The following is a 19081-nucleotide window of genomic DNA, read 5'->3' as shown; positions in this document are numbered from 1 at the left end:
CCCCAGACCTCTATGAGAGTCCGGGGCATATATTTAAGATCTATCTGTTTATGTCATTACTGGGCTTTGACTCCTTAACTTACGATATGATCTTGTAGTTCACTCACAAGATGTTCAAATTCTGGATCCGCTGATATCTTGTCTTCTACTCTCCGGCATGCGTGAATAACTGTACTGTGATCGCGGTTTCCAAATTGCAAACCAATCGTCTTGAGAGGAGCACCTGTAAGAGATTTGCTCAAATACATACTCACATGACGGGCTGTTGTCACATCCTGCTTCCGCGTTGTACCAACCAGTTTATCTAAAGGTATTTCAAAAAAGTGGGCTGCTGCTTTTTGAATGCTTTCAATAGTAACAGTCGGTTTGGTCTTTTGAGGCGGGCTTAACAGGGTCTTTCGCGCTGTTTCAATCGTGAGTGGATAGCGTTGTAATTTGGTATAAGCGACCAGGCGTTTTAATGCGCCTTCAAGTTCGCGTATGTTGGTATCGATCTGCTCAGCTAAGAAACTGGCAATTTCGTGGGACAATAAAACACCCATCTCTTCTGCTTTTTGCATTAAAATAGCCACCCGCGTGGACAGATCAGGTGCTTCGATATTTGTAACTAAACCCCATTGAAATCGAGAAATCAACCGATCCTCAAATCCCTTGAGGTGAGATGGTGGGCGATCAGAACTGATGATAATCTGCTTATCTGCTTGAAATAGGGCATTAAATGTATGGATAAACTCTCTTTGGCAACCTTCTGTTTTCACATAATACTGGATATCATCCACCAGCAACACATCCGCTTGGCGATAGGTTTGATGGAAATTAGAGATTGTTCCGCGATTGATTCCTTCTAAATAATCTGTGAGAAACTGTTGTGCAGTAACATAAACCACGCGTTGACCTGTTCCCATTTCGATACAGTGTGCACCAATGGCCTGGAGCAGGTGGGTTTTTCCCAATCCAACGCCGCCATAAAGGACAAGCGGATTAAAAGCCGTTTGTCCAGGCGACTCTGCTGTGGCTTTTGCCGCAGAAAACGACACTTCATTGCTTTCACCAACAACAAAATTATCAAACCTGTAGCGTGGATTGAGGGGAAATACTGGTTGGACAGGTTCTGGATGGATAGATGGCGCAGTAGATACAGAATCGAGAGGTGCTCCCTGCATGAATCCGGGAGCATCTTTTACATGGGATGGCATTTGTTGGTGAGTATCACCAACCGCAAAAGTTATGCGTGGATTCCATGTGAAGACTTCCTGGATGGTCGTTTTGATCAACCCGATGTAATTTTGTTCTAACCAATCGGCATAAATCCTCTCGGGTACCACCAGAATAACTTCTTCGGAGGTAAACTGCCGCGCCTTGATTGGAGCGAACCAGGTTTCAAAACTCTGATCCTGTATTTTTTCCTGGATGGCGTAGAGACACCGGTTCCATAAGTCAGAAGAGCGTTCATCCATAGGGCAATATCCGTCTATGGCTGGCAAACACGCGCCAACTAAGGGAATATCAATAGGATACTTTACGTGCTGGAAACCGTTGTCTGAGAAATCCGAATATAAGGGAGGCCTGATTTCGCTTCAGGAAATGGGGGACTCTCAATTGGAGGAAGGAAAATTGAAAGTATTCTGAAACTTTGAAATCGAAATACTTCGGTTATTTTTAACAGCAGACCACGGTGGGGGAATCCACTTCAAAAGTGGATTTCAAAAGATTCTGAAAGCTAATCGAAAACTAAGCAATGAAATGAGCGATGTCAAGAGGGTTTTCTCAAAGGAAAATATTAGTAAACATTTGAAAAATAGTAAAATAATAGTAAACAGTCAAGATATAGTGTACAAAAAAAATGTACACCATATATAGTAGTATAGTCACAGGAGGCTCCAGTCAAAGGGAAATAGCTTGACAAAGGAGGTATGCACCTCTATATTCCAAAATCTTTGTCGATATAGATAATTGAAATTTTTGTAGATACGAGGTGGTTTGATGAAACGCACGTTTCAACCACATAATCGCAAGCGCAAAAATAAACATGGTTTTCGCGCTCGCATGAGTTCTCCTGGTGGTCGCCATGTGCTGAATCGACGGCGCCGAAAGGGTCGCAAGCAGCTATCGCATTGATATGTAGGTGTGTTATGGGAACACCCAACCTGCGTATTCGACGCGAGATTGCGAAAATTCGACAGCACGGCCAGATCTTTCGTGGGCGTTGGGTTCATGTTCGGATAGGTACTTCCGAGATGGATCTAACGCTCATTTCAATTCGGAAAAAATTTGGAAACGCCGTTCGGCGCAATCGCATCCGCCGGCAAGTACGTGCAGTATGTTCCGAACTAATACCTTCAGGCCATCCTCACCGTCTGGTACTTATCTCCATAGGAGATTACGCCTGCGGTGTCTCTTATACTGAACTCCGCCTTGAACTACACCTCGCATTTCAAAAGCTCGGTCTTATCGACTCCTGATCCGTTTTTGCAATCCCTTCCTTTATTATTTTCTGTGCAGAAAGACTGAATTTATGGATAGACGTACAGTAATTGCGTTTGCGTTAATCGGCCTGATCTTGATACTGATGCCGTATTACATGCAATTCTTTCAAGGTGACGAACCTCAGTCGCCAGATCCTGTAAAAAAAGCCGCCCCTCGCGAGATTGATCCACCCCATATTACTGATACACATCCCGAACCTCAACCTACACAACAACCCAAACCCCAACAACCTCCTGTACAGGACAAAAGTCCAGCCACTACATCGACCTTCCAGGCTCGTGATGTTGTCATAGACGCGGAACTTTACCGCGCTGTCATCTCCACGCGCGGTGGCGTAATTACCAGTTGGCAACTCAAGAGCTATTTTGATCGCAATGGCAATTGGCTGGAATTGATCCCATCTAACGGTGCTGGACTTGGAGCTACTGTTGCAAGTGAGTCTCTCAATGGTCTCGAATTTATCCCCGATCGCGACCGCCTTGACATTTATGGTGATACGCAAGACTTGATTGTATTTCGCGCTCAATCTCCGCGTGGTCCAGTTGAGAAACGTTTCCGTTTTCAGGGCAACCGATATCGCATTCACGTTTCCGTCATAGCTGAGGGGCTTGCTCGAGATGATAAATTGGCGATAACGTGGGATGGTGGTCTCGCTGATACAGAAGATAAGCGCGGGACTTCAGAGAGTTTTTACGAAGGTGTTTACGAACAAATCGTCACCTACATGGGAGGGGAAGTTGAAACATGGGATACGGGTCGCCTTCAGGAGAAAGAGACACCCCCGAGCGGTCAGCTAACCTGGATTGGCATAAGAAATAAATACTTCCTCGCCGCGGTTATCCCCCACGAAGGTCGTTATGACCTCGCGCTATACGGTGATAATAAGACTGATCCTTTTGGCTTTTCTTATCGCGATTTTGCTTTTGATATGTATGCTGATTCTGGACTTAATATTATCAATTACTCCGCATACATTGGTCCAATTTCTTATGACATTTTGCGTGCACAAAACCGCGACCTCGATGGGCTTGAACGAGAACTGGACCTCGATGACTTTGTCGATTACGGTCCTTATTTTGTTCGCTCCATTCTCAAGCCAGTTACAATTTTAATACTCAAAGCCTTCCTCGCCATGCATGCTCTGGTTCCAAATTACGGCGTGGTCATAATTCTTTTTTCTATTCTCGTCAAGGTCGTTGTTTTCCCACTCACGCACAAGAGTCTTGAATCTACTGCCAAGATGCAGACTCTCCAACCCAAAATTGCCGAACTTCGCGAACGTTATGCCAACGACCAGCAAAAAGTAAATCAGGCGATGATGAAACTCTACCGGGACGAGAAGATCAATCCCATCGGTGGATGTTTGCCCATGCTCTTACAGATGCCCATACTGTTTTCTCTTTTTTCTCTGTTTCGCGGTACTATTGAACTCCGGCAAGCTGGATTCGCTCTCTGGATCACCGATCTTTCCCAACCAGATACCATTCCTATTGGTGGTTTTGACCTGCACCTCTTGCCTCTTCTAATGGGCGTGTCGATGTTTATTCAGCAAAAGATGATGATGAAGGATCCCAAACAGGCTATTCTCGTTTATATCATGCCCGTCTTTCTCACCTATATTTTCTGGAGTATGTCCTCTGGCCTCGTCTTTTATTATACGCTCTACAATGTGTTGACTCTCGCCCAGCAGATCATCATGGAAAGAACCAAATCGATGTTGGGCACGTCCTGATTGGTTTATTTCTATGTCTGACAAAGATACCATCGCGGCAATCGCCACTGCGCCAGGCGAAGGGGCAATTGGCATCATTAGACTCAGCGGACCTGATGCCATCTCAATTGGAGAACGTTTCTTCAGAAGCAAAACCCCCCTCAGCCACCTTCCTTCTCACCAACTTTCTTTTGGACATCTCTACATTCAGGACCGAGATTTTGACAAGGTCCTGATCTCGGTCATGCGTGCTCCCAATTCCTTTACCGGTGAAGATACAGTTGAATTTAACTGCCACGGGGGACCATTTCTCCTCAGACGGATTATGGAAGCCGTTTTTCGAGAAGGTGCTCGACCGGCTGGACCTGGAGAATTTACCAGACGAGCTTTTCTCAACGGTAAAATGGACCTCTCACAGGCCGAAGCAGTGTCTGATATGATCACCGCGAAATCCGATCTAAGCCTCCAATCAGCTTTTTTTCAACTCCGCGGTGGGCTTCATCGCCATTTCGTAAAAATGGCAGAGTCTATTCGTCAGGCAGCTATGCTTCTTGAAGCTAATTTAGACTTTTCCGAAGATGTAGAGATAGATTTCGAGATGATTAAGCCACCGCTCTCGCAGGCTTTAGAGCATATTGAAGATCTCATTCTTTCGTATGATCGTGGAAAAATTATTCGGGAAGGTGCTGTCATCACCCTTGCAGGTCAACCCAATGTGGGAAAATCCAGCCTTCTTAACCGGCTCCTTGAAGAAGACCGTGCGATTGTTACAGATATTCCCGGTACAACGCGAGACACAATTGAAGAGCAAATTGATCTCGATGGAATTACTGTTACACTGGTTGACACTGCTGGTATTCGCGACACTGATGACCCGGTGGAAAGAGAGGGTACGCGTCGGTCTCAACGATTCATAGAACGCGCAGCCATTGTTCTCTATATTGTGGATGGATCGCATCCCCCGTCTTGCGCGGATCTGGACAACATCAGTCGTTATGATCACGCATTTCTCGTTCTCAATAAGAGCGATTTGAATATTCATACCGGTTGGCAAAGCATTCAGTCTCTCCACCCCCAGATCGTTCTTTCAGCCAAAACAGGCGATGGTATCTCCTCTTTGCGGGATCGCCTTCGTGAGAGTCTCCTGGGAAAGAGCGACCTGCCCGAAGAAATCGTTACCAGAGAACGGCATGTTCTCGCACTTCAACAGGCTTCAACGGGACTCTCCCAGGCACTTCAAAGCCTTGAATTCGGCAATCCGGGGGAAATTATTGCCATGGATCTCCGCGTTGCACTGGACGCGCTTGCCGCGATTATTGGGGAGACTACCCCGGATGATGTTCTCGATCGAATCTTCAAAACCTTTTGCATAGGCAAATAATGTCGAACTGGTCTGAACCAGTTGTACCCCGTTGAACTGGTCTGAGATACGATCAGTTGTAAAACGTTCCACGTGAAACATGCAAAGAGGGGCTGGTGCGTTGAACTGTGTACTCTCCTCTTGCGTATTACCTCTTACTCCCCCTTCTAAAGGTATATCCAATGCAACCCGATGAAGCAATTGAGCTTGCGGAGAAGTCCTTTGATCTTTCACTTTCCCCTGAACAGGTCGCGTTGCTCGTTCAATACGTCGATTTGCTTACCGATTGGTCGGCTCGCGTTCGATTGGTCTCCCGCAATGACCGCAATTTTATATGGGAACGTCATATTCTCGATTGTCTTTCGCTGGTACCGCACCTTCCAATAGATGGCCCTCTCCTTGATTTGGGTTCCGGGGCAGGTCTGCCGGGTATTGTGATCAAGATTATGAGATCCGACCTCGAAGTTTATCTCCTCGAACCCGCCCGCATGAAAACCCTTTTTCTCAAGGAAACTATCACAACGCTCGACCTTCAAGACGCCTTCGCTATTAGAAGTCGTGCTGAGACACTTGTTGGAGATTCCTCGTTCTCGGGCAAATTTCTAATTGGTACAGCGCGCGCAGTTGCAAGGCTTCCTCAACTCTGGAATTGGGTTGAACCTCTTCTCGCCCCCCCCGGTGTACTTATTGCAATGAAAGGTCCAGGTTCTCTCAGTGAGTTTGCGAACGGTGTTCCAGACCACATCTATGCCGCTGAAACCACTTTGAGATTACCATTTTCACGACGAAAGCGCTCCTTTGTCTTTCTTAAAAGATGTTGAACTGCTCTGGGATACGACCAGTCATGCGCGATTGAACTGCTGGCGCAGTTGTACACCGCTCACTCGCCTTCATACATCGTTCCACGTGAAACGGGGTACAACTGGTCGCCTCTCAGGCCAGTTCAACATAAGTTAGTAAATAGAAGATTATATTAACGAATTATTTATCATATAACCAGAGAGAAAGCCCGCTTCTCTACGCGAGAAACGGGCTTTTTTTCATTTTAAGGTGCTACACAAGGGGAGCGCACCGCCCCAGTCCCCAACCCTCTTTTTTATTTTATATCAGCAAAAGCTTTTGCTGTACTGAGCAATACCTGCCATTGTTGGACGGGGATCTGGGTGATGATCTTAATGAGTTCGGGAATATCCCGGTCTGTGGTTGCTGCACTCGCGCTCAGGGCTTCGCACCATTGCTTGTTCTTGAGCACCTTGCGAATATCGGGACTCTGAAGTGCTTTGACAATGCCTGCATCGAGCATTTTAGGGTTGACAATTACCTGGCTGATGACAGGATCTGTCATCAGCTTTTCCATCTGAGAAAAAAGTCTGCGGCCTTCGGGCGTTTTTTGTGCGCGTTCTTTATATGCTAAAAAAAGAAGCCTTTGAGGATCGAGATCGAGTGCTTTTGCAAGATACGTACACACGTCGTCGGATGGTATGCGTTCGCCTTTTTCTATTTGATAGATATAAGTGCCCCACACCCCAATAGTTTCACCCAAAGCCTGCTGGCTAAATCGCCCATTACGAGCGCGTTTAATTATTTCACCAAACCTCATACACCTCTCCCAATGGTCAGTCGCGTTCAAAAATTTGATGCCCTAATATGAATTGAAAAGTGCCGTGTGGCAAGCTAAATCCTTGAGAAACAGATAGGTTAAATGAATATATTTACTCTTGACAACACAAACTTGAGAGTGTATATTTAGGCAATTGCATTCTGGAACTCCCCACACAGAACGCAATACACACACACTTGTTTGTGTGTATTAAGGACTTAACGTCCTGAAAAATAAAGAGAAACGAGATTCAGTTACATTCTATTTCTCCTGGATTCAAGTCTCTCTTTATTGGGTGGGGAGGGTAAACCGATCTTGCTCTGATTCCCCTTTCTCCCCAGATCGTCAGGCTTATCCTCCCCATTTCCCCACCTTCTCCTCCTTTTTTTCGTTTAAGTATTGCTATTTTTCGGACTCCGTCTGCCTTTTTCAGGAATTCGCCCATGGCCCTTGATGGTGGCGAACTCGACCTTATTCGAGAAGCCGTTCGCGATGCTATTGAGTCTTCGCAAGAAAAATTCGCTCAAATGGTCGTCAAGCAGTTTGTCGATATTCGATCTGATATTCAGAATGTACAGGATGAGATTCGCAAAATAAGCACACGCCAGACTCAGGTCGAGGCCGATATATCTGAAGTCGGCCACATCTGCGAACAGCTCAAGCGCAGGCTTTCGATCATACACGATAGTATGGGTACCGCTGATCGGTTCTTGCACGAGCGTGAAGTTTCACTCAGATTGGATCATCTCGAACGCGAATTGGCAGAATTGCGGAGCCGTTTGCCTTCCGTTTAATATTCCTCCCAAACGCCAAGTCCCTCCAAGAGTCCTCCCATTGACTTTGGGAGATCTCAATCTGAAATAACTGGATTTTCGAGCCGCCCTAACCCATCAATTTCACATATTACATGATCGCCGTGTTTGAGCCAGAGTTGTGGCTCACGTCCCATACCCACACCGTGTGGTGTGCCGGTAAAAATCAAATCTCCGGGGGTAAGCGTGAATACATGTGCGAGATAAGCAATGAGTTTGGGTACGCCGAAAATCAGTTGAGAAGTATTGGACTCCTGTACTGTTTCGCCATTGAGAATGCAACGAATGCCCAGGTTATGAGGATCGGGCACATCGGCGGTTGTGACCAGGTCAGGTCCTATTGGAGCAAATGTGTCAAAGGTCTTGCCCATCATCCATTGTGCACCTGGCTTTTCGAGTTGGTAATCACGAGCACTCACGTCGTGTCCAACCATGTAGCCTGCAACGTGGTCGAGGGCATTTTCTTCCGAGATGTTGCGACCGCGTTTGCCAATAACGACGACAAGCTCGACTTCGTAGTCAACCTGGGAACTCGCGCTGGGAGCCACGATATTCTCATCGGGGCCGATGATGGATGATGCATATTTGGAAAAGACAATGGGTTCGTCGGGAATGGGCATACTGCTCTCGGCGGCATGATCGGCGTAGTTGAGACCTATGCAAATGATTTTTTCTGGATTGTCGATGGGCGCCTGAATGGTGACATCGTTTGCTGAAATAGCATGCGTTCCTCTATCAATCGCTGCTTGAGCCCTGGAAATGGCATTATCGCCCGCTTCGAGAAATTCTTTCATGGTGGATGGAATTGAGGGATCGGCAGCACTGAGGTCAATGATTGAATCGCCTGATCGGGCACCGAGCCGACACTGTCCCCGGTGCGTAAATGTAACGAGTCGCATAATGATGTTGTCCTTGGGAATGTGGAGGTTTATGTTGTTCTGCGCGGCGGTGTTTCAGCCCCGCGATAGGCGCAATGAGATTGACCGGCGTTGTGTTGCGCCTGTATCATCATAGCGCGAACAATAAAGCGTGGAGAAGAACCACTGTCAAGGGAGATTTGGGGGGTATTATTTTTGTAAGGAGAAATGTCTATGAAACGATTTGTTTTTTTGGGATTATGTCTCTCGATAGCGAGCTGTGGAGGTAGCGGAATGGAAGATTTAAAACAAGCCAATGAGAAGTTGAACAATGAGAATCGGTCGTTGAAAAGCTCCTTGAGCAAGGCGCAAAACCAGATTAAGCGAGCCGGTGAGATCGGCGGCCGAATGCTATTTCTGGTAAATCAGATTCGGGGTGTGACGGCGCGTATCGCGACAAATATGGGCGATATCGAATTGAAGTTCCATCCCGAAAAAGCACCTGTTCATTGTTTGGCTTTTATCACCAGAGCAGAAAGCGGGTTTTACGATAATACCAAGTTTCATCGCGTAATTAGAAATTTCATGATTCAAGGGGGCGATCCCAATTCAAAGGACGATGATCCGTCTGATGATGGGATGGGGGGACCGCTCGTGCATATCCCTCATGAATTTAATGATACAAACCATGTACCGGGAATTCTTTCCATGGCTCGCGTTTCGGATGTGTCGGCTGGTGCCGGGTCACAATTTTTTATTATGCATGGGTCTTCGCCCAATTTGGACAATCAATATACTGCTTTTGGAGAAGTGACAAAGGGAATGGATGTGGTTAACAATATTGCAATGGTCGAAACTGCGCCGGGGGATCGACCTCTAAAACCCGTGGTGATCAAGCGCATAGATGTGTTTCGATAGATAGATGAGAAGATATGGACACTCAAAGGGGTGTCGCATTGAATGTGGAAAAGTGGATAATATTATCAACAATTTAAGTAGTTGATTTTATTGAATAAAAGTACTAAATTTATGCGACTTGCCCAAAGTTATCCACATACTTTTCCACATTATCTCTCGGGTTTTCCACCACTGAAATGCAGGCTGTTCAGGCTGTTTTTTCACCTGTTTTGAAGGGATATTTCGCTTGCAACACCTACAGAATTGGCCTATATTTGGATTTGTTCTAACATTAGAAAATTCAACCAAAAACTTCACTCTCTGTGGGTTTACAGTGATTGAAAAAGTTAAAGATGATGTCGCCGAAATTTTGGGACCATCTACAGAATTTCTCGTAGAAAAGCGCTTTACGCCCGATTTGTTGACCATGATCGGGTTTGTTTTCAATATAGGTGCCGCAGTGCTCTTCGGCTTTGCCTCGCCTACTTCGGCACCATTATTGTATATGTGGGCGGGGTTGACGGTGCTTGTCGCGGGTGTTTTTGATTTTCTCGACGGGCAGGTGGCGCGCAAGGGCAAGACAGAGTCCAAATTTGGTGCGCTTCTCGATTCCACTGTTGACCGATATTCCGAAATTTTCATCTGGTTTGGCATTGCGATCAGTTTTATACGGGCGGATGATCTCTGGACAAGCGCGGCGGTCTTTTTTGCACTGGCAGGATCTTTGATGGTGAGTTATGTGCGCGCGCGCATTGAGGGGCTTGGGGCGGAGTGCAAGGTTGGATTTATGCAGCGGCCCGAGCGCGTTATTGCCATTGGCGCTGGCGGGGTGATCGTTCCTTTGATTGGGGATATTGGTCTGATCGTTGTGGTCTGGGCAATTGCTCTGTTGGGAAATTTTACTGCGATGGAGCGGGTAATTCACTTTCGAAAGCTGACAAAATCATAGGGACCGATTGTCCAATGCTGGATGATAAAACCCGGGGGCATATTGCCGGGTTCTTTTTTTCTTTGTAGAAAAACTGGGAACAAATGTCTGGTTTTTTTATTTCATTTGAAGGCATTGATAAAAGCGGGACGAGTACCCTGGCCAGATTGCTGGTTGATCATCTGCGGAGTAGCGATCACGAAGTTGTGTTTACTTATGAGCCGGGCAGCACACAACTTGGTGGAGAGATTCGCCACCTGGTACTCGACTGGAAACCACAAGGCGAGATTGATGCAACTGCCGAGATGTTTTTATTTGCAGCAGATCGCGCACAGCATGTCAACGAAGTGATTCGACCATCGCTGGATGCAGACAAAGTGGTGATTTCGGATCGGTATGTCGATTCTACACTGGCTTATCAGGGCTATGGTCGCGGTTTGAATCTCAATGACCTGAGAATGATTCAAAATGTGGCCACGGGTGGTTTGATGCCAGATATCACGATCTGGTTAGATGTCGATTTACAGACTGCGCGAAAACGCGGTTGGGGAATCGGGGCAGATCGCATTGAGAAGGAAGATGAAGCATTTTTTCAAAGGGTTCGACAGGGTTTTGCCGCGGGATATAAATCGGAACCCGATCGCATTTTCAAAGTTGATGGCTCTCAGCCCATAAGCGATGTGTTTGATGATGTTAAAAAGGTGGTTGTCGATCGAATGTCGGGGACGAAATAATCGCGATATGATTTCATGTGAATTTGCCGTTTATCAAAAATGAACTGCTGATGCAGTTGTACACCGCCTGGAGGCGCCCCATGTTTGTCCGAAGAAGATTCGCCATTTTTACAACTTTAATTGGTGTTTTGTGTGTTTATCTTGTGCTTGATTCCCGGTTGGTGACCGGCGAAGATACTTATGAACAATTGGGGCGCGGCTTTGAGGCGATTAACGAAGCCTACCAGTTGCTCTTCAACGAGTATGTCGATGAGCTAAAGGCAGAGGATTTGAGCAAGGCTGCCATTTCCGGCATGTTGTGGGATCTGGATCCCTATACCACCTTTTTTGATAGCAGAGACCTCAAACAACTCCAGATTGAAACGCAGGGCAAATTTGGTGGGCTGGGGATTATGATCAGCAAGCGGGGGAAGGAAGAAGGCCCTCCAGTTGTGATGAATGTTATTGAAGGCACGCCTGCGGACACCTCGAAGCTCGTTGTAGGAGATCGCATCATCGCCATTGACGGAGATCCGACTTTTGACAAGGATCTGCGCGAAATTGTCGGTACCTTGCGAGGTGATCCAGGTGCTGGCGTGACGATTAAGATTGAACGACCAGGCCTGGAGAAACCATTTGATCAGCCAATTATTCGGGCGCGCATTGACATTTCAAGTGTCCAAATTCCGGGCGAAGTCGATCCCGATATCGGGTATATTTCCATGTCCTGGCTCAGTTCTTCTCGATTTACTGAACGCACGGGTAGGGAGTTGCAACGGGCACTGATCAAATCGCTCAATAATGGTGCTACGGGGATTATCCTGGACCTGCGCGGCAATCCGGGCGGTTTGCTCAACGCAGCGGTTGATGTGGTCGATAAGTTTTTATCATCCAATCATCTGGTGGTGTCAACCAGAGGTCGCCTTGCAGAACAGAGTCGCAGTCACAAGACGCGGTACGACCCCATATTACCCGCCGATATTCCACTTGTGATCCTGGTTGACGAGCGCAGTGCCAGTGCATCAGAAATTGTCGCAGGGGCAATTCAGGATTGGGATCGGGGTTTGATTGTGGGCACACAAACATTTGGGAAAGGCTCTGTACAAACCGTGCGTCCATTGGGACGTGATGGCGATAAAGCTTTGAAGTTGACGACAGCAGCCTATTATACGCCGAGCGGGCGCAGTATTCACAATGCTGAAAAACGCCGATATCGCGGCGGTCCCATTGAGATTACAGTGGGAACTTCAACCAAGGTCTCGGCCTATGAACTCTTTGGCATTATTGGTCAGGCTGAACGGCGAGACGATGTTATTATAGAACTCGAGGAAAGATTTGGTCTGGAAAAGGACCTGGCCGAAGAGGTCCTTGGAATGCGATTGGAAGGGTTGTTGGGTTTGGCTTCCAGCGAGCATAACGGACCCGAAGATATCGATCCTGAAAAGGTATTTACAACGCGCGTGAATAAGCGCAAGGTTTATGGTGGCGGTGGGATTAAACCCGATGTGGTGGTGCAACAAGAGCGCAGGCCGCGGCTGGTGCTGGCGTTATTGCGCGCAGGCCTGATTTTTGATTTTGCGGTTGATTTTGCAACGACGCAAGCGTTCCCCAGTCGATTTGAAGACTACACATTGCCTGAAGATATTGTCGATCAATTCTGGACTTTCATGGCAGATTCAACTAATTCCGGTGGTTTTTCATATCAAACGGATACGGAGATTAAGGTACAGGAGATCAAAGAAGCACTGATAGAGAACGATGTATTTACAGACGATACTATAACCTCACTCACTCAATTGTCACAGGCTGCAGAGCGCGAGCGCGAAGCCGATTATGACAAGGCCAGGCCGTATATCCGGCTGGAGATTGAACGGGCATTGGCCAATCGCGTGTGGGGCACTAATGGCAAAATTTTAGCGACGCTGAAGGGTGATAAGCAGTTTCAGGAGGCTGTTCGCCTGTTAAAGGATCGGGCTGTTTACGCTCAAAAATTGGCGTTGGTGAAAGAGTAAGTCATCGGGAAATATCACATGATGTCATTGCCCAACATTATCTTCATCCTCTGCGATGATATTGGCTATGGCGATCTGGGTTGTTATGGGCAAAAGGTTATTCCCACACCCCGATTGGATCAGCTTGCGTCAGAATCTATGCGGTTCACGCAGTGTTATACCGGGTCTTCTATCTGCGCGCCATCTCGGTCAGTTTTGATGACGGGTTTGCACAGTGGGCACACGAGAGTGCGCGACAATATGGGCATTGTGGGCGGTGTGGGAGAGCAGAAACGGGTGCCGCTCGAGCCGGAGGATTTTACGGTTGCCGAGATGCTCAAGGAGGCGGGATATACCACTGGGATAACCGGCAAATGGGGGTTGGGTGAGCCCGATACGACGGGTATTCCCACCCGCAAGGGATTTGATGAATGGTTTGGCTATCTCAATCAGCGCAATGCGCATTCGTATTATCCGCCTTATTTGTGGCACAACGAAGAGAAGGTTATTCTCAAAGGCAATCTGGATGGCCAGGAAAACGACTATTCTCACGACATGATTTTTGACTTTGCCTGTGACTTTATTCGCAACAATAGCGATGGTCCGTTTTTTTTGTACTTGCCGTGGACATTGCCGCACGGGAGATATGAAATCCCCGATGCGAGTGCCTGGGACGATAAACCCTGGACGGATGATGAGAAAGTTTATGCGGCGATGATTACAAAAATTGATACGCAGGTTGGACAGATTGCGGATTTATTGCGCGAGCTGGAGATAAAGGATAATACGCTTTTGTTTTTTGGTTCTGACCATGGGGCCGCACGCCGGTGGGAACCGTTTGGCAGTTGTGGTGATTTGCGCGGGCAAAAAGGGACGATGTACGAAGGTGGTTTGCGCACGCCTATGATTGTGCATTGGCCGGCGCGCATTCCGGCAGGTACTGTGAGCGATCAGGTGTGGTATTATACCGATTTTATGCCTTCGGTTGCAGACGTGATCGGCACAGATGCGCCGGAGAATATGGATGGCGTGAGCATATTGCCGACGCTTTTGGGTGAGTCACAGGATATTGGAGAGCGCTTTTTGTACTGGGAGCGCTTTGGCGGGGGCTTCAAACAGGCTGTGCGCTGGAAGAATTGGAAGGCCGTGCGCAATCCGTCGCCCCTGTTGCTCGACGAACCGCTTGAGTTATACGATCTGGACAGGGATATTGGCGAGGAAAACGATGTCGCAGCAGATCACCCGGATGTGATCGCTGAAATTGAGAACTTTATGAAGGATGCGCGCACGGACTCCTACAACTGGCCGATTGGTGTCAAAGGGTCTCATGGGTGATTTATAATTATATACCCAAAAATAATTTGACATTGCTGCTTATATAGGACAATTTGTTTATCAACATGACCCATCGAACCGTCGCCCGTATAGGGAATTAACGTGTGTTCGATTATTGCTACCCCAGGGACGCCAGGTGCGTCCCTGTTTTTTTGAGAATACTATGCAGATGACAATATTGGGCTGATTATTTTCCAAAATAAAAAAAGGAGAAAGAGGTGATTACCATATCACATCAATTGAATACTCCTGAAAGGGTTTGTCTCTGCTAACCACTGGTATGTCTTCTACCATAGCCTGTGCAATGATCAAGCGGTCAAACGGGTCGCGGTGATGAAATGGAAGTTCGGTATATCTCGCAAGATGAGGTAATGAGATAGGTAGTACATCTATTTGGTTTATCAGAAGTTGCTCTGGGATGAACTCGCTGAAGGTACGCGACAGGCTCAACTTACCGATACCATACTTAATGGCTATCTCCCACAGACTTCCTATGCTCAGCAGCACCTCATTATCTATATTAGAGATCATTTGCTCTGCTCTCTGGCTGAGCTTGTCATCGTCTTCTATATACCATAAAAAACTGTGCGTATCGAGTAAAAGGCGCATTACATATATTCCCGGAAATCTTCAAGCGGTTCATCGAAATCATCGCTAATATGAACAAGCCCTTTGGCACTTCCGGGTCGCCGTCGCCGCTTCGTTGGAACTGCTGGTGCAGTTGCATCCTGCTCAACAGCCACAAATTTGACTACGGGTTGATTACGTTCCGTAATAATGACATCCTCGCCACGTCTGGCTCGCTCAACGAGTTCAGGGAACCGTTGCTGTGCTTGATCCAACTCAAAACAATTCATTGCAAAATTCTCCATAAATCAGGATATGGTGTCCAGTAACGCCAGGTCCTCGGGATTATGGTTCATAAGCCGCTACTCGATCATACCCGCCAATCAGGTGGGACTTATGCGTCGCAAACACGATTTCTTTGTCTTTGCACGCCTTTCTGTGCTGGGTCTGTTCCCGTAAACTATCAACCATCTTCTGTAACCAGATGGTATATTCATCGGGCAAGCCTCGCACATCGAGTGTATCCATCATTTTCTCCTTTGGAATTGATTGCAAGGGGCATGAACCGCTTATATATCGAAATTACTATACCCAACCATAAAAGTCAACCAACCGCGTTTTTTTATATCAAAATACCGGCAACACAGGCGGTCATCATCATTGCAAGCAGGCTGATTACGCACTCCATAGACCCTTCTTTAACGGTTGTTGATGTCTGTAAATGCCCGTAAATTAATTCGGTGTCTTTTGTTCTCGTCTCCATTTCTATGCGGTCTAAAGGCGCATAAGGAGGTCGCTCATGGCAGCAAAACTCGCTATATATGGTGGTAAAGGGACTGTCCCTGATGGATTAATTCAGCCGTGGCCACAGGTTACCCCATCCGACAAAGACGCGATTGCCGAGGTTATCGCCTCCGAAAAAATTACGGAACAGCAACGGATCCAATCCGAAGGTCTCGCGAAGGAATGGGCGGAATATATGGGTGTCCAGTATTGCATCCCAGTCAACAGCGGAACCGCTGCGTTGCATCTGTGTGTCGCAGGTGTTGGCATTGAGCCGGGTGACGAGGTCATTATCCCTGCCTTCACTTTCTGGGCAACGGCAGCGGCTGTTCTCCATCACAACGCTATTCCCGTCTTTGTTGACATTGACCCAATAACCTACTGTATTGACCCAAACGACATCGAAGCGAAAATCACGGAGCGAACACGTGCGATTATGCCGGTTCATATCCACGGTATGCCCGCCGATATGGATCCGATTTTAGCGATTGCGAAGAAGCATGACCTGAAAGTTATTGAGGATGTCGCTCAGGCACACGGGGCATATTATAACGGCAAGCTTTGTGGGTCATTTGGCGATGCGGCGGGTTACAGCACGCAAGCCTCAAAGACGCTGAGTAGTGGGTGTCAAGGCGGTTTGTTCACAACGGATGATGAGCAAATCTACAAACGCGCAGCGTTATTGCAGTATTTCGGAGAAATCGTCGTGCCGGGTAGGGAACGCGAGGAACAGGAGTACAATGCTTACGGGCTTGGGTGGATGTATCGTGGGGATATGTTCAGTCAAGCGTTCATCCGTAGCCAGCTCAAACGGCTTGATGTGAACAACGCGCTGCGGATCAGGAATTGCCACTATCTTACCGAACATCTGGATGAAATTGATGGCATTGAAACGCCTGTTACGCCAGAAGCGTGTGAACCGGTGTATTACAACTATGTTATCGGTTTCGATCCAGAGGCGTTGGGGTTGGATATTCCCGCACGAACCTTGCGTGAGAAGGTGCAAGCGGCACTACGCGCTGAGGGGGTGCCGACCGGACAGTGGCAACGGCTCCCCGTGCCGTCTCAAAAGATTTTCCAGAATCGGATTGGTTACGGGATGGGCTGTCCGTGGCGATGTAATCAGTCGACGGTTGAATATAAGACAAAGGATTATCCTCGAACTGTTGAATTCATTGATTCTCACTGTTATATCTTCGATGTCAACCCACCCAACGATTTCGAGTTGATGTCCTGTTACGTCGAAGCGTTTCACAAAGTGATGGATCAGCTTGATGCCGTGCTTGATGTACCTGATAATACTTAGGTTTTCAGTACTTCATTTAGGAATGAAAAGCAAAAGGAAATTTGGAAACCAGATCATCCCTTTCTGAGGTGGGGAGCATCCGAAGCTTTTTGAGATTGAGCGTCGGTGCAGGGATAAAGTATGAATACAAAAAGGGCGGAACACTTCGGTGTCCCGCCTTTTACCAATTTCTATTCATCTGACTCGTCAGGATAGTCGATCGACCATTTGCCGCGTCCGTCGCCGGAGGGTTCTTCCTTCCAGAGATCAAGGAACTTCTCAGGCGCATTATGCTCCGTGAGATGCGCCATAAAGAGTTCATGCAATTCCTTGACGAGTTCCATGTTATCCGCAGCGATGTTGTTCTCCGCTATGGGGTCTGCGGGCAGGTCGAACAGTTCCGGTCTACCGTATTCACCGACAGGTGCGTATCCCCAGCGTTCGGTGACGAGGAACGGCGTTGTTGCTCGACGTGGTACACTCCCATCCGGTGCGCCGATATGGCAACCTGTTACGGCGTATTCCCTGTGTTGTGTATCACCGTTAAGGAGAGCCTGTGTGAAGGAATGTCCCTCAAATGGTTTGGGTGGATCCAGGGTAACACCAGCCAATTCACAGAGTGTCGGCATAATATCCATCGGTTGCGCGATAAGATCGAGGCGTTGCCCGCACGGAACATCTCCACCAGCAATCAGGAACATCTCATGGTTAATCTCTGGATACGTGGGCCAGTAGCGTGAATCGTCTGGATCGATGTTGGATTTGCCCGTTCTACTGTGTTCACCGATGGACATGCCGTGGTCGGAAAGCACAACGACGAGGGTATCATCCCATAATTCCAGATCTTCCACTTTCTGCAGAACCCGTCCGATGTGTCGGTCAATGAGTTCTGCCTCTGCTGCGTAGTGTGCCCAGAGGTTGTGCAATTCCGCATCCGTAAAGAGGGACGACAGACCGTAGTTCGGATGTATCATCGGTGGACCGGTATAATCTGGATCGTATCGTTTGACGAGGTATTCAGGTGGGTCCCACGGTTCGTGTGGATCGAAGAAGTCAACCCAGAGGAAAAAGGGACCCGAGCGGTGGTTTTCCTCCAACCATCGAATTGTAGTCTCGGAAGTCCTACTGGAGAACGTTTCCGCCTCGTACTGGTAGTAGCGGTTCGTCCAGCGGTGCGTGTTCGGTAGGGTGTGTCCGCGGTATGATGGGTGTGGTCGCGTCTTTTCATTCGGCATAACGATTTTTATTTCATCGTTGAGGTGGAGAAGCGGTTTGTCTCCTTCCTGTCCACGATGCTGGAAAGCGGCATCGAAACAGTGCTGGAACCGTGTGTTAAACAGGTGCGGGGTGTCACAGATGAGTTGCGTTGCGTATCCCTGCTCACTCAGAAGTTGCGCGGTGATGTTCCGTCCGCTCAGATCGATTGGCTGCCACGGGTAGTGGGGCCACCCGACTGTTCCCGTCATAATATCTGTGCGGTGCGGTACCGTCGGGAAACTACTCATATAGAATTTGTCAACAGCAGTCGCTCGTTCTGTCTCAAATTTATCGAGCATTGGCGTGCGAATCGGACGTCTCGCCCGCGCGCCGAGATTGTCATACCGAAAGGTATCGGTGATAAGTAAAACAATATTTTTCATTTTTTACCTATTAACCTCTCTATGATCGCCCCTTGGACGACCATCGGTTTCTAAGTCGTCGCTTCGTCGGAACTGCCGGTTATGTTCGAAGTTACTATACCCAACCATAAAAGTC

The 19081-nt window shown here is 47.7% G+C and carries 20 protein-coding genes; 12 read left to right on the top strand and 8 right to left on the bottom strand.

Going from position 1 to position 19081, the window contains the following annotated elements; translation table 11 throughout:
• Positions 1-74 precede the first annotated feature (74 nt).
• Entirely contained in the window at positions 75-1457 is a 1383-nt protein-coding gene (gene dnaA / locus F4Y39_18365) for a chromosomal replication initiator protein DnaA (GenBank protein ID MYC15693.1), read from the bottom strand.
• Between the two features lie 526 nt (positions 1458-1983).
• Here dnaA and F4Y39_18360 point away from each other — a divergent pair.
• The 5 genes from F4Y39_18360 (at position 1984) to rsmG (ending at position 6379) form a co-directional block, all read left to right on the top strand.
• Positions 1984-2118 carry a 50S ribosomal protein L34 gene (locus F4Y39_18360; protein MYC15692.1) on the top strand — a complete coding sequence of 45 codons (135 nt, stop codon included), beginning with the start codon at positions 1984-1986 and terminating at the stop codon, positions 2116-2118.
• A gap of 14 nt (positions 2119-2132) precedes the next feature.
• Positions 2133-2462, top strand: a complete 330-nt coding sequence (rnpA, locus tag F4Y39_18355; GenBank protein ID MYC15691.1) for a ribonuclease P protein component — start codon at positions 2133-2135, stop codon at positions 2460-2462.
• Between the two features lie 53 nt (positions 2463-2515).
• Positions 2516-4219 carry a membrane protein insertase YidC gene (gene yidC, locus F4Y39_18350; GenBank protein ID MYC15690.1) on the top strand — a complete coding sequence of 568 codons (1704 nt, stop codon included), beginning with the start codon at positions 2516-2518 and terminating at the stop codon, positions 4217-4219.
• Positions 4220-4232: 13 nt separating this feature from the next.
• Positions 4233-5579 (top strand): tRNA uridine-5-carboxymethylaminomethyl(34) synthesis GTPase MnmE, encoded by a 1347-nt coding sequence (gene mnmE / locus F4Y39_18345; GenBank protein MYC15689.1) that lies wholly within the window; start codon positions 4233-4235, stop codon positions 5577-5579.
• Between the two features lie 161 nt (positions 5580-5740).
• Positions 5741-6379, top strand: a complete 639-nt coding sequence (gene rsmG / locus F4Y39_18340) for a 16S rRNA (guanine(527)-N(7))-methyltransferase RsmG (protein MYC15688.1) — start codon at positions 5741-5743, stop codon at positions 6377-6379.
• Positions 6380-6654: 275 nt separating this feature from the next.
• Here rsmG and F4Y39_18335 read toward each other — a convergent pair whose 3' ends face one another.
• Together F4Y39_18335 and F4Y39_18330 are read right to left on the bottom strand one after the other, a co-directional pair.
• The gene (locus F4Y39_18335) at positions 6655-7158 is read right to left on the bottom strand and encodes a helix-turn-helix transcriptional regulator (protein MYC15687.1); all 504 of its coding nucleotides are present in this window, start codon (positions 7156-7158) and stop codon (positions 6655-6657) included.
• 250 nt (positions 7159-7408) lie between these two features.
• Positions 7409-7603 (bottom strand): hypothetical protein, encoded by a 195-nt coding sequence (locus F4Y39_18330; protein ID MYC15686.1) that lies wholly within the window; start codon positions 7601-7603, stop codon positions 7409-7411.
• Between F4Y39_18330 and F4Y39_18325 the strand changes: the two genes are divergently transcribed.
• Complete coding sequence (locus tag F4Y39_18325) at positions 7602-7952, top strand: hypothetical protein (protein MYC15685.1); 351 nt, start codon at positions 7602-7604, stop codon at positions 7950-7952. The genes F4Y39_18330 and F4Y39_18325 overlap by 2 nt on opposite strands.
• Before the next feature lie 56 nt (positions 7953-8008).
• Here F4Y39_18325 and F4Y39_18320 read toward each other — a convergent pair whose 3' ends face one another.
• Complete coding sequence (locus F4Y39_18320; protein MYC15684.1) at positions 8009-8869, bottom strand: fumarylacetoacetate hydrolase family protein; 861 nt, start codon at positions 8867-8869, stop codon at positions 8009-8011.
• A 252-nt stretch (positions 8870-9121) separates the two neighbouring features.
• Here F4Y39_18320 and F4Y39_18315 point away from each other — a divergent pair, with 252 nt between their 5' ends.
• The 5 genes from F4Y39_18315 (at position 9122) to F4Y39_18295 (ending at position 14691) form a co-directional block, all read left to right on the top strand.
• Positions 9122-9745, top strand: a complete 624-nt coding sequence (locus F4Y39_18315) for a peptidylprolyl isomerase (GenBank protein MYC15683.1) — start codon at positions 9122-9124, stop codon at positions 9743-9745.
• A gap of 313 nt (positions 9746-10058) precedes the next feature.
• Positions 10059-10673: a CDP-alcohol phosphatidyltransferase family protein gene (locus tag F4Y39_18310; GenBank protein ID MYC15682.1), complete on the top strand. Its 615-nt coding sequence runs from the start codon at positions 10059-10061 to the stop codon at positions 10671-10673.
• Positions 10674-10756: 83 nt separating this feature from the next.
• Positions 10757-11386: a dTMP kinase gene (tmk, locus tag F4Y39_18305; protein ID MYC15681.1), complete on the top strand. Its 630-nt coding sequence runs from the start codon at positions 10757-10759 to the stop codon at positions 11384-11386.
• Positions 11387-11409: 23 nt separating this feature from the next.
• Entirely contained in the window at positions 11410-13377 is a 1968-nt protein-coding gene (locus F4Y39_18300; protein MYC15680.1) for a S41 family peptidase, read from the top strand.
• A gap of 21 nt (positions 13378-13398) precedes the next feature.
• A complete protein-coding gene (locus tag F4Y39_18295) occupies positions 13399-14691 on the top strand; it encodes an arylsulfatase (protein ID MYC15679.1) in 1293 nt (430 codons plus the stop codon).
• A gap of 222 nt (positions 14692-14913) precedes the next feature.
• Here F4Y39_18295 and F4Y39_18290 read toward each other — a convergent pair whose 3' ends face one another.
• From F4Y39_18290 to F4Y39_18280, 3 genes are read right to left on the bottom strand one after another with little or no spacing between them, the layout of a single operon-like run.
• Positions 14914-15300 carry a type II toxin-antitoxin system VapC family toxin gene (locus F4Y39_18290; GenBank protein MYC15678.1) on the bottom strand — a complete coding sequence of 129 codons (387 nt, stop codon included), beginning with the start codon at positions 15298-15300 and terminating at the stop codon, positions 14914-14916.
• A complete protein-coding gene (locus tag F4Y39_18285; GenBank protein MYC15677.1) occupies positions 15300-15548 on the bottom strand; it encodes a type II toxin-antitoxin system Phd/YefM family antitoxin in 249 nt (82 codons plus the stop codon). Before F4Y39_18285 ends, F4Y39_18290 begins: the two co-directional genes overlap by 1 nt.
• A 55-nt stretch (positions 15549-15603) precedes the next feature.
• Complete coding sequence (locus F4Y39_18280; protein MYC15676.1) at positions 15604-15786, bottom strand: hypothetical protein; 183 nt, start codon at positions 15784-15786, stop codon at positions 15604-15606.
• A 271-nt stretch (positions 15787-16057) separates the two neighbouring features.
• On the opposite strand from F4Y39_18280, the gene F4Y39_18275 reads away from it, so the two are divergent.
• A complete protein-coding gene (locus F4Y39_18275; GenBank protein MYC15675.1) occupies positions 16058-17347 on the top strand; it encodes a DegT/DnrJ/EryC1/StrS family aminotransferase in 1290 nt (429 codons plus the stop codon).
• 170 nt (positions 17348-17517) lie between these two features.
• Here F4Y39_18275 and F4Y39_18270 read toward each other — a convergent pair whose 3' ends face one another.
• Positions 17518-18966, bottom strand: coding sequence for a sulfatase-like hydrolase/transferase (locus tag F4Y39_18270; protein MYC15674.1), 1449 nt, complete (start codon positions 18964-18966; stop codon positions 17518-17520).
• Positions 18967-19081 lie beyond the last annotated feature (115 nt).

Source organism: Gemmatimonadota bacterium, assembly GCA_009838845.1.
In the GTDB taxonomy this organism is placed as follows: domain Bacteria; phylum Latescibacterota; class UBA2968; order UBA2968; family UBA2968; genus VXRD01.
Note: the sequence above shows the minus strand (reverse complement) of the source record. Positions and strands in the feature narration are given on the sequence as shown.